The organism is Micromonospora sp. NPDC049529 (genome assembly GCF_055586685.1).
The window spans coordinates 112283-127078 of sequence record NZ_JBVJHT010000008.1; the positions used below are offsets into that span (position 1 = coordinate 112283).

General features: G+C 68.3%; 8 protein-coding genes and 1 pseudogene. 5 read left to right on the forward strand and 4 right to left on the reverse strand.

Features of this window, described 5'->3' with window-relative positions; genetic code table 11:
* Nucleotides 1-173: 173 nt before the first annotated feature.
* Together ACZ6QQ_RS15725 and ACZ6QQ_RS15730 are read right to left on the reverse strand one after the other, a co-directional pair.
* The gene (locus ACZ6QQ_RS15725) at nucleotides 174-2537 is read right to left on the reverse strand and encodes a non-reducing end alpha-L-arabinofuranosidase family hydrolase (RefSeq protein WP_465877150.1); all 2364 of its coding nucleotides are present in this window, start codon (nucleotides 2535-2537) and stop codon (nucleotides 174-176) included.
* Between the two features lie 237 nt (nucleotides 2538-2774).
* Nucleotides 2775-3365: a type 1 periplasmic-binding domain-containing protein gene (locus tag ACZ6QQ_RS15730; protein ID WP_465876922.1), complete on the reverse strand. Its 591-nt coding sequence runs from the start codon at nucleotides 3363-3365 to the stop codon at nucleotides 2775-2777.
* 152 nt (nucleotides 3366-3517) lie between these two features.
* On the opposite strand from ACZ6QQ_RS15730, the pseudogene ACZ6QQ_RS15735 reads away from it, so the two are divergent.
* The 3 genes and pseudogenes from ACZ6QQ_RS15735 to ACZ6QQ_RS15745 form a co-directional block, all read left to right on the forward strand.
* Nucleotides 3518-4178, forward strand: a pseudogene (locus ACZ6QQ_RS15735) (sugar isomerase domain-containing protein); the annotation flags it as partial.
* A gap of 246 nt (nucleotides 4179-4424) precedes the next feature.
* The gene (locus ACZ6QQ_RS15740; RefSeq protein ID WP_465876923.1) at nucleotides 4425-10892 is read left to right on the forward strand and encodes a polymorphic toxin-type HINT domain-containing protein; all 6468 of its coding nucleotides are present in this window, start codon (nucleotides 4425-4427) and stop codon (nucleotides 10890-10892) included.
* Nucleotides 10893-10981: 89 nt separating this feature from the next.
* Nucleotides 10982-11614, forward strand: coding sequence for a hypothetical protein (locus ACZ6QQ_RS15745; RefSeq protein WP_465876924.1), 633 nt, complete (start codon nucleotides 10982-10984; stop codon nucleotides 11612-11614).
* Here ACZ6QQ_RS15745 and ACZ6QQ_RS15750 read toward each other — a convergent pair.
* Nucleotides 11566-11859: a hypothetical protein gene (locus ACZ6QQ_RS15750; RefSeq protein ID WP_465876925.1), complete on the reverse strand. Its 294-nt coding sequence runs from the start codon at nucleotides 11857-11859 to the stop codon at nucleotides 11566-11568. The two genes, ACZ6QQ_RS15745 and ACZ6QQ_RS15750, sit on opposite strands and share 49 nt — an antisense overlap.
* A gap of 3 nt (nucleotides 11860-11862) precedes the next feature.
* Nucleotides 11863-12324, reverse strand: coding sequence for a hypothetical protein (locus tag ACZ6QQ_RS15755; RefSeq protein ID WP_465876926.1), 462 nt, complete (start codon nucleotides 12322-12324; stop codon nucleotides 11863-11865).
* Nucleotides 12325-12394: 70 nt separating this feature from the next.
* Here ACZ6QQ_RS15755 and ACZ6QQ_RS15760 point away from each other — a divergent pair, with 70 nt between their 5' ends.
* Together ACZ6QQ_RS15760 and ACZ6QQ_RS15765 are read left to right on the forward strand one after the other, a co-directional pair.
* Nucleotides 12395-12925, forward strand: a complete 531-nt coding sequence (locus tag ACZ6QQ_RS15760; RefSeq protein WP_465876928.1) for an integrase core domain-containing protein — start codon at nucleotides 12395-12397, stop codon at nucleotides 12923-12925.
* A gap of 544 nt (nucleotides 12926-13469) precedes the next feature.
* A complete protein-coding gene (locus tag ACZ6QQ_RS15765) occupies nucleotides 13470-14762 on the forward strand; it encodes a hypothetical protein (protein WP_465876929.1) in 1293 nt (430 codons plus the stop codon).
* Nucleotides 14763-14796 lie beyond the last annotated feature (34 nt).

A 14796-nucleotide genomic window follows, 5' to 3' on the forward strand; every position in this document is an offset into this window, starting at 1 on the left:
CGTTGCTTTCTTCCTTGCGTGGGTTTTGGGGGGTTGGGGGTGTGGGGGCGGCCCGGGGCGGGTGCCCTCGCTCGGCCCGAGGGGGGGTTGGGGGGGGGGGGGGGGGGGGGGTTTCGCCTCCCCCCCCCCCCCCCCCGTCCCCGTTTCACCTGAGCCGGAGCGGTGTCACGCCATCAGCGCTGCAGGGTCAGCAGACCCGGCCGGTACGGCAGCAGACCGTAGTCACCGCCGGAGCTGGGCGAGCGGCCCTGGTAGAGCAGTTGCAGGTTGCACGGGTCGACCGTGAAGGTCTGGTCGGCGCTGGTCCGGATCAGCTCACCGTGGCTGATGTCGTTGGTCCAGGTCGCGCCGCTGTTGGCCTTACCAGCGAACGGGTTGCTCTCGCTGGCGGCGTTCGGCGTCCACGAACCACCCAGGCTGGTGGCCGTGAACGACCGGAAGTAGCGGCCCTGCGAACCGATTGCCTCGACGATCATCAGGTACCGCTGCTGACCCTGCAGCTTGTAGACCTGCACCGCCTCGAACAGGTTGTTCGTGGAGTCGGTCATGATCGTGGTGTAGTTCGACCCGAAGCTGCCCGGGAAGTTCCCCAGCGGCATGCTGGACCGGTAGACGCGACCGTTGTCACCGGTGAAGAACAGGTAGATGTTCTGGTCGTCGGCGATCAGGGTCTGGTCGATCGGACCGGTGCCGGAGTCGGAGATGCTGGCGGTGGAGAGCGTCTGCTGCGCACCCCAGCCGTTCGGGTTGGTGGGGTCGGTGGACGTCCGGTAGGAGAAGGCGGTGCCACCCCACTGGTAGGCCAGCACCCAGATGTTGCGCGGGGCGAAGTAGAACAGCGTCGGCGCGACAGTGGACGAGTTCATCGCGTTCTGGCTGGCCGAACCCAGCTGGTTCAAGTTCGAGACGAGTCCGAAGTTCATCGAACCCCACCTCGTTCCCGTGTCGTGCGTGGTCGCGTACACCAGCTGCTGACCGTTGTACGGCGCGACGGTGAAGTCCTTCAACGACACCCAACCGGACCTCGGCTGCGCCAGGGCACCCGTCGACGACCACCGGTAGGACGTCGGAAGGTTGCAGGTGCTGGCCGGCGGCGTGGTCGGAGCGGTGGTCGGCGCGCCAGTCGTCGGTGCGGCGGTCGTCGGCACGGTGGTCGGTCCACCGAGGGACCTGAGGCTGAACCGCTGGTTGGTGTTCCCGTGGCAGTCGTACAACTGCACCTGAGCACCGTTGGCCGTGCTCCAGACGTCCAGGCACCGCCCGGACTGAACTCCACTGATCGTGCCGTTGGAGTTCACGTTCCACTGCTGGTTGGTCCCGGTGTGGCAGCTGTAGATCTGCACCGCCGCGCCGTTACCGGAACCCGCCGCGTCCAGGCACATGTTGCCGTACACCTGCAGCTGCTTGCTCGATGTGTACGTCCAGGACTGGTTCGACCCCCGGTTGCAGTCGTACAACTGCACCCGCGTGCCATTGGTTGTGGACGAGTTGGGCACGTCGATACACCGGCCCGACTGCTCGCCGACGATCTCAGAGGCGGAGCCGGGTGGGGCGGTGGGCCCCGGCGTGGTCGGGTTCGGTCCCGGCGTGGTCGGGTTGGGGGTGGCGCTGTTCAGTGCGGTGAGCACCGCGTCGTACGCCGGCTTCTTGTTGCCACTGCCGTCGAAGAGCAACGGCCGCTCACCGGAGCGCCACGAGTCCGAGTCGCGGATGCCCCACACCGTGATGCCGGTGCAGCGCGCCACGTTCAGGCAGTCGGTGACGGTGTTGCGGTACTGGTTCACGTCCGCGTTGGTGATGTCCAGCTCGGTGACCTGCACGTCGACGCCGAGGGCGGCGAAGCTGGACAGCGTGGTGCGGTAGTTACTCGGGTAGCTCGACCCGCCGGTGAAGTGCGTCTGGAAACCGACGCAGTCGATCGGCACGCCGCGCTGCTTGAAGTCGCGGACCATGTTGTAGACGCCCTGCGTCTTGGCCGCCGACCAGTTGTCGATGTTGTAGTCGTTGTAGCAGAGCTTGACGTTCGGGTCCGCCGCGTCGGCGGTGCGGAACGCCACCTCGATCCAGTCGTTGCCGGTGCGCTGCAGGTTTGAGTCACGACGACCGCCGCCTCCGCCGTCGGCGTACGCCTCGTTCACCACGTCCCAGGAGTCCAGCTTGCCCCGGTAGTGGGTGACCACCGCGGTGATGTGGTCGATCATCGCCTGCCGCAGGGCGCTGCCGGACAGCGACTGCATCCAGCCCGGCTGCTGGGCGTGCCAGGCCAGGGTGTGCCCCTTGACCCTCATACCGTGCGACTGGGCGTGGCTGACCAGCCGGTCGCCGTTGGTGTAGTTGAACTGGCCCCGGTTCGGCTGAAGCGCGTCGGGCTTCATCTCGTTCTCGGCCGTGACCTGGTTGAACTCACGGTTGAGGATGTTCGTGTAGGCGCTGTCGCCGAGTCTGCCCACGGCGACGGCGGTACCGAAGTACCGGCCGGACTGGGCGGCAGCCGCGCCGAGCGTGCTCGCGGCGGCCTGGGCGAGGTTGGGTAGCAGGGACACGACGAGGGCCGCGACGATGGCGGCCGTTCCGGGTATGGCGAGCGTTCTGAATCGACGCCCGGCGGGACGGGTCCGGGGGATCACTGGTCCTCCTGCGATGGATGGGCGGTCTGCTGCCAGCGGACGAGATGATCGGTGGGTGAGGTGGCGGTCACCGATCGATGTGAGCGCTAACAGATTCATCGATGGAGCTAGATTTCCAAAAAATTTCAGCCATGGCAAGCGGTAGTTTCAGCGCCTTCTTGAAAGTTTCGGAGACGGAGCGGCCGACTGGACCTGGCCGAGCGCGTCGGCCAGGGACTTTCCAGGGTTGGCGGTGCCGTCGCTTCCGGTCAGGCGGCTGCCGGCGCGGTGCTCTCCGAACGGTGAGAGCCGTCGCCAGCTCAAGCCCGAGCTGCGGGGTCCGCTCCCCCGCGCCAGAGCGAGCGCCAACTCGGTGGCGGTGGCGGCCATCTCGGCGAGCGGCTGGTGGACGGTGGTCAGCGGAGGGTCTACCAGGGTGGCCAACGGCAGATCCTTCTCGATATTCAACCCGGCGTCGACCGACAGATCGGACGCCGCGCCCAGCCCGGCGGCCTCCAGGGTCGACCGGAACCCGTCCATTCGGGCCCGGCAGCACAGGATCTGTCCCGGCCCGCCGATCATCGCGATCCGTCGGTGGCCCAACTCGACCAGGTGACGGGCGGCGGATCGACCGCCGGCCCAGTTGGTGGCGTCGACGAAGGGCACATCGGCTGGCAGTTCGACGGTGGGGTCGAAGACGACGAACGGGATACCTCGGGCCCGCAACTGGTCGCGCTGCTCGCCGTCGAGCTGAGCCACCGTCGCCAAGCAGTCCGGGCGGCGGGAGCTCGTGTCGTCGATCCAGTACCGGACTCGCGTTGCGTCGCGGGCCAGACTCAATCAATTCCGGTCCAGGAAGTTCGTCCGCGCCCTCAACCAGCATCACCTGATCGGGTCGATGGGCAGAGTAGGCGGCCGACCTGATCGCCGCCGCGCTGGTCGACGACGGGGTGGTGCGCGCGTTCGGCACCGGCCACTCGGAGGCGCTCGCGATGGAGATCGCCGGTCGGGCCGGTGGTCTGGTGCCGACGAACCGGATTTCGCTGCGGGACGTGGTGCTGTACGGCGGTGCGCCGGTGAGCGTGCTCGGCCCGATGCTGGAACGCGACCCGGCGGTGGCGCACCGCCTCTACGAACCCGTGCCGGTCAGCCCGCCGGACGTCTTCGTGCTCGCCTCGAACTCGGGGGTGAACGGGGCCATGGTGGAGTTCGCGTCCCTGGTCAAGGAGCGTGGGCAGCCCTTGTCGCGATCACCTCGCGGCAACACTCGGGCCGGGCGACTCGCGTCACCCGTCCGGTCGTAAGCTCGCCGACCTGGCCGACGTGGTGCTCGACAGCGGCGCCCCGTACGGCGACGCCGCCCTGCCGCTGCCGGACGGGGGAGCGGTCGGTGCGGTCTCCTCGATCACGGCGGCGCTGCTCGCCCAGCAGATCGTGGTCGAGGTGGTACGCCGGCTGGTCGACGCCGGGCGTATGCCACCGGTCTACCTGTCGGCGAACATACCGGCCGGCGACGAGCACAACCGCACCCTGGAGGCCCGGTACGCCGGCCGTGTCCGCCGCGGCCCGTAACGCGGTCTGGCGGTCGCGCTCCTGGCGGTGCCGCGTGACCGAGCCTCTTCTCGTCACTCCTGCTCGGAATCCGTTGACTCGGCTGACACCATAACTATAGTTTGTGATCGATATCTACGGACTCGTCAGGTGAGTCTCATGTCGTGTAATCGACTCCTCTAAATATCGATCTTCCCCTATTGTCGGTCAGGTAAATGCCCGGTGAGCTGAACCCCCGGGCATGGCTTTCACGGGGAGGCTCCGATCGTGTTCAGTCGTACTCTGCTGTCGATTCCGCGTGCCCGCTGGTTGGCACTCCTCTGTGTCATGGTCCTGACCGTCACGCTCGCGCCACCGACCAGGGTGGCCCGGGCGCAGGCGGTGCCGGTCCCGTCGGCCAGTCCCGGGCCGGGTCCGGTCGACCGGCCGCTGCCCGACTCGGTCCGTCCCGACAAGGAGTTCCCGCCGGACAAACGGCCGCCGGTGGTGCCGTTGGGCGTCCGTGCGCAGGGCGAACCGGCCAAGCTCTCGGTCGCCGAGTGGGCCCGGGTGCCCAAGCCCGGCGCAGCCCGTACGGTCGCCGCCGAGGACGAGGTCTTCACGAACCTGCTGCTCCGGTCCGGCTTCGCCCTGGGCGACACGTCGGTGATCGCCTACTTCGACGTGCGGGGCGACGAACAGCCCTGGACCTCCTGGAAGGCGACGCTCTACGACGCCGGGTCCGGCACCGAGCAGGCATCGACGCCACTGACCAAGGACGACCTCGAACGGGCGCGGTGCAGCGGCCAACGCCAGTACTGCCGGTCGTTCGGTGCCTCGGACGGCTGGGTGCTGGACCCGGCAAAGAATTACTTCCTCACCGTCGCGGCGGTCTTCGACGACGGGCGCGAGATCGTGTCCGCGCCGTCGGACCAGGCGAAGCCGCGTACGACGATCGAGCCGCCGGCCATCCCCGCCGGTCAGGCGGCCGGCTGCGGCTGTGGCAACGCGCTCGGCCTGACCGCCGCCGGTCAGGCGGTACGCGGCATCGGGGTGAACACCGCCACCGGCGCCTTCATCCGGGTCGAGCAGGACCTGGGCATGGCGTCGTTCGGCGTACCGTTCGCCACTTCCCGGACCTATTCGTCGGCGAGCCCGGCCGGCGGTCCGTTTGGGCCGGGCTGGGCCTGGTCCTACGGGATGACCGTCACCGAGTCCGCCGACGGGGTGGTGGTCCGGGCCGAGGACGGCGCCGAGGCGCTCTACCGGCTCGACGGCGAGAGTTACCGGCGCCCGCCGGGCGTCCGGTCGAGCCTGCGCCGGGTCGCCGACGGCTGGGAACTGGTCACGCCCTCGCAGGTCACCCACCGCTTCGACGCGCAGGGTCGGCTGCTCTCGGTCGCGAACGCGCGCGGCATGGGCACGCGGCTCGCGTACACCCCGACCGGGGTGACCGTCACGGACGCCTCCGGGCGCGAGGTGAGGGTCAAGGTGGACGCCGGCCTGATCCGGGAGATCAAGCTGCCGGACGGCCGCCACACCCACTACTACTACACCGGCACGGTGCTGACCTCGGTCAAGGACGCGCGCGGCCACCACTGGAAGTACACCTACGGGGCCAACGGGCTGCTGACCGAGGTGATGAACCCGCAGCGGATCGTCGAGCTGCGCAACGAGTACGGCGCCGACAACCGGATGGTGCGCCAGACCGACGCGCTCGGCAAGGCGACCACCTTCGAGTGGAAGGCGGCCGAGCAGGAGTCACTGACCATCGACCCGGACGGGGTGAAGGTCTACGACGGCTACCGGGGCAACGTGCTGATCTATACCCAGCGCGGCAACGGTGACACCGAGAACCACCGCTATGACGACTCGCTCAACCGCCCGCTGGTGGTCAACGGCAAGCACAGCCAGCACGAGGCGACCTACGACGACGCCGGCAACCGAATCACGCAGACCGCGCCGAGATCGCTCAACTTCGGCACAAAAACGAAGTACGACGCCCGGAACAACCCGACCGAGCACACCGACGCGAACGGCAACGTCTGGAAGGACACCTACAACGAGTTCGACGAGCTGGTCGAGAGCGTAGACGCCGAGAAGAACAAGATCACCTACGCGTACGACGAGCGGGGTCTGCTGGTCAGCCAGACCGACCAGCGCGGCAAGGTGACCCGGTACGAGCACCTGCCGGTCGGGGACCACAACTCCGGCCTGCTCAAGGCGGTCGTCTCGCCGGAGGGGCGGCGTTCCGAGGTCGGCTACGACCGGACCGGCCGGGCGACGTCCGCCGTCGACCCGCGCGGCACGGTCCGGCACGCCGACCGCGACGACTACACCACCCGGTATGAGTTCGACGCCCAGGACCGTCCCACCGCCGTGCACCAGCCGGGCAAGCGCGGGGTGGCGCGGACCAGCTACGACGAGGTCGGCCGGACCAGGAGCCAGACGACGCAGCTCGACGCCCGCACCGAGTACCGCTACTTCGACAACGGCCTGCTCCGCTCGGTCAGCGATCCCCGGCGGACGGTCTCGTACACCTACACCGATGCGGGTCGGCGCGCCTCCGCCCGGGTGGAGATGGAGCACGAGCCGGACCTGGTGACCACGTACGCGTACAACGCGAAGGGGCTGCTGAACAAGGTCACGTCGCCGCGCGGGAACGTACCGGGGGCGAACCCGGGGGACTTCACTACGACGTACCACTACGACGCCAACGACAACCCGATCCGGGTCGAGCGTCCGTACCCCGGTGGCCGGACGGTCAGCCGGGACATCGGCGTCGACGAGCTGGACCGGACCACGTCCAGGGTGGACGAGCACAACCGGACCTCGAACTACGGCCGGGACAACACCGGCAACGTCACCGCCGTCAGCGACAACCTGGGCCGCACCGCCCGGATGGAGTACGACCGCAACGGGCGGCAGACCTCGATCCAGGACGCGGGTACGAACACGTCGCGGTTCGCCTACGACGAGGCCGGCAACAAGATCAAGCACACCGCCGCCACCGGCGGCGTCACCACCTGGGAGTACGACGGCGACGGGCTGCTGGTCGCCAGCACCGAGCCGCGCGGCAACGTCGAGGGCGCGGACAAGGAGCGGTTCACCAGCCACATCGAGTACGACCTGGCCGGCAACCAGGTGAAGAGCATCGATCCGCTGGATCACGTCACGTCCTACCGCTACGACGCGAACAACCGGCTGCTCTCGGTCACCGACGCGAAGAACCGCACCACGCACTACACCTATCGCGAGGACGACCTGCCCCGTACCGTGCACACCCCGGACAGCCCGTACGACCCGCGGGAACCGGCGGACCGCTCGACCGTCTACGACTACTACGAGGATGGTCGGGTCTCCTCGGTACGGGACCCGAACGGCAACCGGACCTGGGTGAAGTACGACGAAGCCGGACGGGTGACCAGCAGCACCGATCCGCTCGGACGGGTCACCGAGGTCGCCTACGACGCCGAGGGAAATCCGGTCTCCACCATCACCCTGGACGAGCGCGAGCGCCTCTCGCCGCAGGAACGGGCCAAGCGCACCATCGTCGACACCTACGACATCGTCGGCCGCCGGGAGGCACGGGCGGTCGGCAGCGAGGGCCCCCGGTATACCTGGGGTTACGACGCCAAGGACCGGACCACCTCGTACGGCGACCCGACCGGCGTACGCACCGTCGTCTACGACGACGAGGACCAGATCGACAAGGTGACCCGTAACGAATCCGCCACCAACCTGGTGGAGGAGTTCGAGTACGACTACGACGTGCGGGGCAACATCACCCTGCGCGGTTACCCGGACGGCACCCGGATCACCGCCGACTACGACGGGGACAGCCGGATCACCTCGTTGACCGCCTCCGGTGGGTCGGCCGGTGCGGTCGCCTCCACCTGGCGGTTCGGCTACGACATCGCCGGCCGGCGGACCAGCACCACGCTGCCGACGCCGACCGGGCTGATCGAGCAACGCGGCTACGACGACGCCGGCCGCCTGACCAGCATCGGCACCAACCGCGCCCCGGCACCCGAGCAGTTCACGCTGCCGACCGCTGACTCGGCCGGCGCCGTCGCCGCCGGTGACGACCGGCCGAAGCCGCCGACCGACGTGGCGGCACAGCCGGGTGCCGGACTTGCGGTGGTCTCCTGGAAACCGTCGAAGGACCACGGACACGACGACGTGTCCGGTTACACCGTCACCGCCCAGCCCGGCGGCAAGTCGGTGACCGTCGGCCCGACCGCGACCAGCGCGATCGTCAACGGCCTCGACGCCGGTGTCGCGTACACCTTCACCGTCACCGCCCACGACCGGTACGGCGCCGGCTCTCCGTCGACACCGTCCGCGGCCGTGGTGCCGGTGGCGCTGCCCCAGGATCCGATCTCGGCCTACCAGCTCGACCTGGACGAGGTGGGCAACCCGACGAAGGTGGTGACCACCCGGGGCGGGATCTCGGAGACCGTCGCCTACGCCTACGACAAGGTGGACCGGCTCACCTCGGCCTGTTACGCGGTCGACTCCTGCGGTGGCAAGACCAAGCCGGTCGGGCGAATCGACTACGAGTACGACCTGGTCGGCAACCGGACCAGCCAGAAGCGCACCGGCAACGCCGGTGACGACACCACCACCTACCAGTACGACGACGCCGACCAGCTCACCAAGCAGGTGATCCGGGAGCCGAAGCACGTCACCACCACCGAGTACGACTACGACCTGAACGGCAACCAGATCCGTTCCGGCACCGACAAGTTCGAGTACAACCTGGACAACTCGCTGGCCAGGGCGACGGTCAGCGGCCGGGTGGCGACGTTCGCGTACGACGCGACCGGATTGCGGTTGACCACCACGACCGACCCCGGTGAGCAGGCACAGACGCAACGGTGGTCGTGGGACGTCAACGGAACACTGCCGCAGATCGCGGTCGACACGGTCACGAACTCTGCCGGGCAGACGGTGGAGAAGCGCGGCTTCGCGTACGGCCCGGACGACGAGCCGCTGGCGCTGCTCGACGAGGCGGCCGGGGCACACTCCTACACCCACGACTGGCTCGGCGGCGTGGCGAACATGCTCTCGCCGGCCGGCACCCCGTTGGTCGGCTACGACTACGATCCGTTCGGCAACCCGCGAGCGGGCCCGACCCTGGCCGGGCAGGGCGGGCAGGAACATTCCCCCAGCGGTTGGGGCGGGCAGGGACCGGGGACCCGGGCGAGCGCGCCGGACAACCCGATGCAGTTCGCCGGGGGCTACCAGGACTCCAGTTCCGGGAACGGCAACTACTACCTGCGGGCCAGGAACTACAACCCGGAGACCGGCAGGTTCGCCTCCCGGGATCCGATGCCCCGAGGTGGCGGGGCGACCTCGGCCTACACGTACGGGGACAACAACCCGACCTCGTACACCGACCCGACCGGGGCCACCCCGGAGCCGACTGCCACCGGGGCGGCGGAGACCGGGCCGAGCCCGGAGGACGTGGCCAAGGCCCAGCAGTTGCAGAGCAAGAGCGTGCTGGACATCGTCCTGGAGGCCGGTGGGCAGATCCTGATGGAGTTCCTCGGGATCAACGACATCCTCAACTGCCTCAAGGGTGACCTGGGCGCCTGTGTGTCGATGGTGATCGGGGCCCTGCCCTGGGGAAAGATCTTCAAGGCGAAGAAGATCGCCGAGGCGATCTTCCGGGCCGGCAAGGCGGTTGTCACCTTCTTCCAGGAACTGAAGTGGGCGCGCGCCATTCTTCAGGGCGCGGAGAAGGCCGCCCAGGCGGCTAAGGAGGCGGCTGCCGCCGCAGCCAAGGCCGCCGCAGCCAAGGCCGCCGCGGCGAAGGAGGCCGCCGAGAGGGCCGCCAAACAGGCGGCTGCGGAAGCTGCCGCGAAGGCGAAAGCGGCGGCAGCCAGAGCCAAGGCGGCCACCAAGAAGGAACCAAAGGCATGCAAGGTCAAGGGCGCCGGAAATGGTGGTGGTGACAGCTTCGTAGCCGGCACCGTCGTCCTGCTCGCCGACGGCAGCGGTGTTCCGATCGAGCAGGTGGAACCCGGCGACACGGTGCTCGCCACCGACCCGGAGACCGGTCGGACCGAGGCGCGACAGGTGACCCACACCATCCGGACCGACCACGACGAGGCGTATGTAGAGGTCACCGTCGAGGGAGCGGACGGAAAGGGGCACGTCCTCACCACGACCGACCACCACCCGTTCTGGTCGGTCACCCAGGGGCGCTGGGTGGATGCGGGGGACCTGAAACCAGCCGAACTCCTCCGTACCTCAGCCGGCACCTACGTGCAGGTCGGAGCGATTCGGCAGTACCAGGCGGAGCAGGTCACCTACAACCTGACCGTCGACGACATCCACACGTACTACGTGGTGGCCGGGGTCGATTCGATCCTCGTACACAACAACGGCTGCGGTGGTGCGGAGCCCGGCGAGATCGGCAAGCGCGGCGTGGACGAGCTCGAAAAGGAAATGATCGCCGCTGGGCATACGGTTGTCGGGCGTGAGGTTCATGCGCGAATTCCCGGAACCCGGCACGCGAAGGGCAACTACCGCAAGTATGATCTTGTGACGCAGCGGGACGGCTACATCTTCCTCCACGAATCAAAGAATGGCCCGGGTGCGAAGTACGAGCCGGACCAGCAGGCAATGGACAATCTGTTCGGGGAGACCGGCGTCCTCTTGTACGGTCGGTACGCGCGCAAGGCGGGTATAGCGGGCTACCACGACCCGACAAGATTCATCATCTCCATTCGTTATCTGGACGTATAATGGCCGACGCGCCCGGCCCTCGCGGGAATCCGCGGAGGTCGGGCGCGTCCTGGCATTCCGGTGAGCATCTTCGGTCGTGGAGGTCTTGTGTGAAGAAGTCGGAACTCTTTTCGGCGATAGCGGGCGAGATGAAGCTTCTCGGTTTCAAGAGACGGAAGTCGAACTACGAGTACCTTCTGGACCTCGGCCCCGGGATCGAAGGTTGGTGTTCATTCGCAGATTCGAACCAGGGTGACAAGTCTGTCCTGCGGATCGCCACTTTCGTGGGTGTGCGCTCGCAGGAGATCGAGGACCGGATCGCTGCATGGTGTGTCGATGTGGTTCCGGGTTGGGACGGTCGTTTCTACGTTCCCACTGTTTCGGCGAACGTCGGGTACTTCACCTCGCAAGCTCAGTGGTTGGAGCATTGCGTCGACCTCGCGGGAGGGTCGATTGAGGATGGTATCCGGTCAAGCGTCTCCGATGTCACGAAGATTGGCCTCGACTTCATGAGATCACACGCTTCGTACGAGGGACTGGTCGCGGCGTTGAAAATCGACAGGGGGCAGCTGTTGGATCGCCGGATCGAGCGCCTTCCACTCGCCTTCGCCCTTGCGGGGGACATCAAAGGAGCCTACCGGGAGCTGGAGCATATGAAGCGGAGGGTCGATGATCAATCATTGATGAGTGTGCGTTACATCCGCTTCATCGAAGGTTTCGAGAGTGAGTTCCCGCTGAGCTGAAGCCCGACCTCGGCGCAGACCCGCTCGATCTCGTCGGCCGGGTACGGCGCGGCCCGGCTCTCCCCGTGCAGGCTCCAGTAGAAGTCGTTCAGCACGACCGCGATCGGCGCGTACCGCATGATCACCGACGTGACGGCCGGCGGTACGTTCGCCGGCTTCTCGCCCTTGGCGCAGCGGCGGATGAACTTGTTACGTTCCCGCGCGCCGAACGGCGCCGGTGAAACTGGACCGACCAGGCTGCTCACCAGTCAGTTGACCAGCGTCGTCACGGCGTAGCACGGGTCGTTGCTCTGGTTCGCCCGCAGGAAGTCCCGCCCGGGGCGAGGCCGCCAGGCCCAGGTCGGCGCCGCCTCGACCGCGTCGGGACCGTCCGCGACCTGCTCGGCCAGCCACTGGTGCAGGGTCAGCGGAAGGTGTTCCAGGAGTACGACGGTGGCGGACGACCGGGCGACCGCCCTGATCCGCTCGCGTACGGCCGGTAACCCGTCCCAGTACGCGACCGCGCCCTCCACGTCCGCATGTTCCTCCGGTGTCGGCACCGCGCCCGGCAGCACCCGCCAGTGGTACATCAGCGGAAAGCTCTCGTGGTGACCGCCGAGCACCCAGTCGGTGGTCATGACGTTCGCGGCCAGTTCGCGCCAGACCCCGAAGCCGGGACCGCCGAGAGCGTCTCGGATGGCGGCCGCAGCGGCGGCTGGTGCGCGGTGCATTGCCGTAGGCGTACGCCCACTGCTACCCCTGGGCGATGTCCTCGTCGTCGGCGCGGCGCCACTCCTGCACGTGGACACGATCGGGCTGACCCGCATCTACGTGCTGTTCCTGATGGAGATCGAGAACCGGCGGGTTCACATTGTCGGCGCCACTGAGCATCCGACTGGGGAGTGGGCCATTCGGCAGGCCCGGAACCTGTTGATGGACTTCGGCGGCCGGGTCGCCCAGTTCCGGTTCTTGATCCGGGACCGTGAGAGCAAGTACATCGCGCCGTTCGATGCGGTCTTCGCCACCGAGGGCATCGAGATCCTGCGTACCCCGCCTCGGGCGCCTCGGGCGAACGCGTACGCCGAGAGATGGGTGCGTACGGTCCGCCGTGAGTGTCTCGATCGGATGCTGGTTTACAACAGGCGGCACCTACTGGCCACCCTCGGGGAGTACGTGGGCCACTACAACGACCACCGGCCGCACCAAGCCCGGCACCAACAACCGCCCAACGCCATCGACACACCACCACCGGTCGTCGACCTGACCGCCGCACGAGTGCGCCGCAAGATGATCCTCAACGGGCTGGTCAACGAATACTCCCAGGTGGCGTAGCTTCGACCGACTCTTCCGAGCGGTACAAGCCGAGAGTGGCGAAGAGGTTCATGCTGTTGCCGTCGGGGCCGTGGACGGCGTAGCGCTGGTCCCAGAAGGGGTCCTGGGCGGCAGATGCCCGGCGTGGCCGGCTCGCCGCCGCGACGTTCGTCACGGTGCTCGGCTCAGCCACCCCACACGTGTTCGCGGACGACGGTCCACAACCACCCCCCCGCGACGGGGGGCATGACACCAAGCCAACCATCGTCCTGGTGCAACGCGCCGGTTCCGGCTCGGTGCTTGAGCCGGCCGCGACCGACCCACGAACTCCTCAAGCTCGTGCTGTTCCCCGGTGTCCCAGAAGGTGCGGTCGACTCGTACGTCCTGCCGCAGGTGTTCATCACCGGCTTCGCCAACGATCTGCCTCGGCAGCGGGCGGCGGTGCTCGCCGTACTATCGATGTACTTGCGCATGTGCGTTCGTTTGTGCGTGCCCGCCGCATTCTTTGCCCGCCGGATGTGTCGAGGCGGGGAGTGGCATGAGACCAGACAGTTTCAAGCGGGCCGTGGTGTTCGGCACCGCATCGGTGATGGCGGCGAGCCTGTTGAGCGGCGTGCCGGCCGCGGCGGCGGCGCCGCCGGTGGCTGTGGTGCAGGGCGCGGCCCGACCGGACCAGCCGGTTCCGGGGAGCGACTTCCGACCTCGACAGGGCGGCGTCGACCCTGAGGCGGCGGTGGCGCTGAAAGCCGCGCCGCGGGTGGCGTGGCCAGTCGCGGCCGCCACGGAGATCGCCGTGCCGTCCGCGGCACAGACCCGGGTTGGCGACCTACCGGTGCGGGTCGGTGGTGCGCCGGGGGCCCGGGTGCGGGTCGAGATGTTCGACCGGGCCACGACCGACGCCGCCGGCGTCCGCGGTGTCCTGCTGCGGGTGGGGATGACCGCCGAGGCCGGAGCCAAAGCCGCGGCCGACATCGCAATCGAGATCGACTACAGTGGATGGCGGCACGCGTACGGCGGCGACTACGCGTCGCGGCTGGGCCTGGTGCGGCTGCCCGAGCCAGGCGCGAAGGCGCTACCGTCGGTCCGCGACGGCCGCACGGTTGCCGCCCGCAACGACGTGCGCACCGGGCGGGTCAGCGCCGACGTCGCGCCCGGCCTCTACGCCCTGACCGCAGGCCCGGCCGGCAGCTCCGGCAGTTTCACGCCGACGTCGCTTGCGCCGTCGTCGCAGTGGCAGGTCGGTTTGCAGACCGGTAGCTTCAACTGGAGCTATCCGGTCGCGCTGCCCGAGGTTCCGGGCCTGGAGCCGGAACTGGGGCTGGAGTATTCGTCCGGGGCGGTCGATGGCCGCACCGCGTCGACGAACAACCAGGCTTCCTGGGTCGGCGAGGGCTTCACGCTCGAACCGGGGTTCATCGAGCGGACCTATCGCGACTGCGCCCAGGATGGTCGTGCACGACCTGTGCTGGATCGGCGAGAATGCGACGCTGTCGCTGCCGGGCGCGTCCGGGCCGCTGGTGCGCGACGACGCGACCGGCACCTGGCGGGTCGGCAACGACCAGGGCTGGCTGGTCGACCAACTGTTCGACGCGACTCTGGCCAACGGCGACGACGACGGCGAACACTGGCGGGTGACGTCGCCGGACGGGACGCAGTACCTCTTCGGGTGGAACCGGCTCCCGGGCTGGACGACGGGGGCGACGGAGACGAAGTCGGCGTGGACGGTGCCGGTGCGTGGCAACCAGGCCGGCGAGAAATGCTCCGAGGGACCCGGCTGGTGCCAGCAGGCCTACCGGTGGAATCTCGACTTCGTCGTGGACCCGCGCGGCGACGCGTTGGCGTACTTCTACGAGCCTGAGCTCAACCACTACGCGCGCGCCGGCGTCACGGTG

Bases quoted from the DNA above. Each gene is read 5' to 3' on its own strand.
- ACZ6QQ_RS15755 (WP_465876926.1), bottom strand. From the start codon at position 12,324: ATGCACCGCGCACCAGCCGCCGCTGCGGCCGCCATCCGAGACGCTCTC.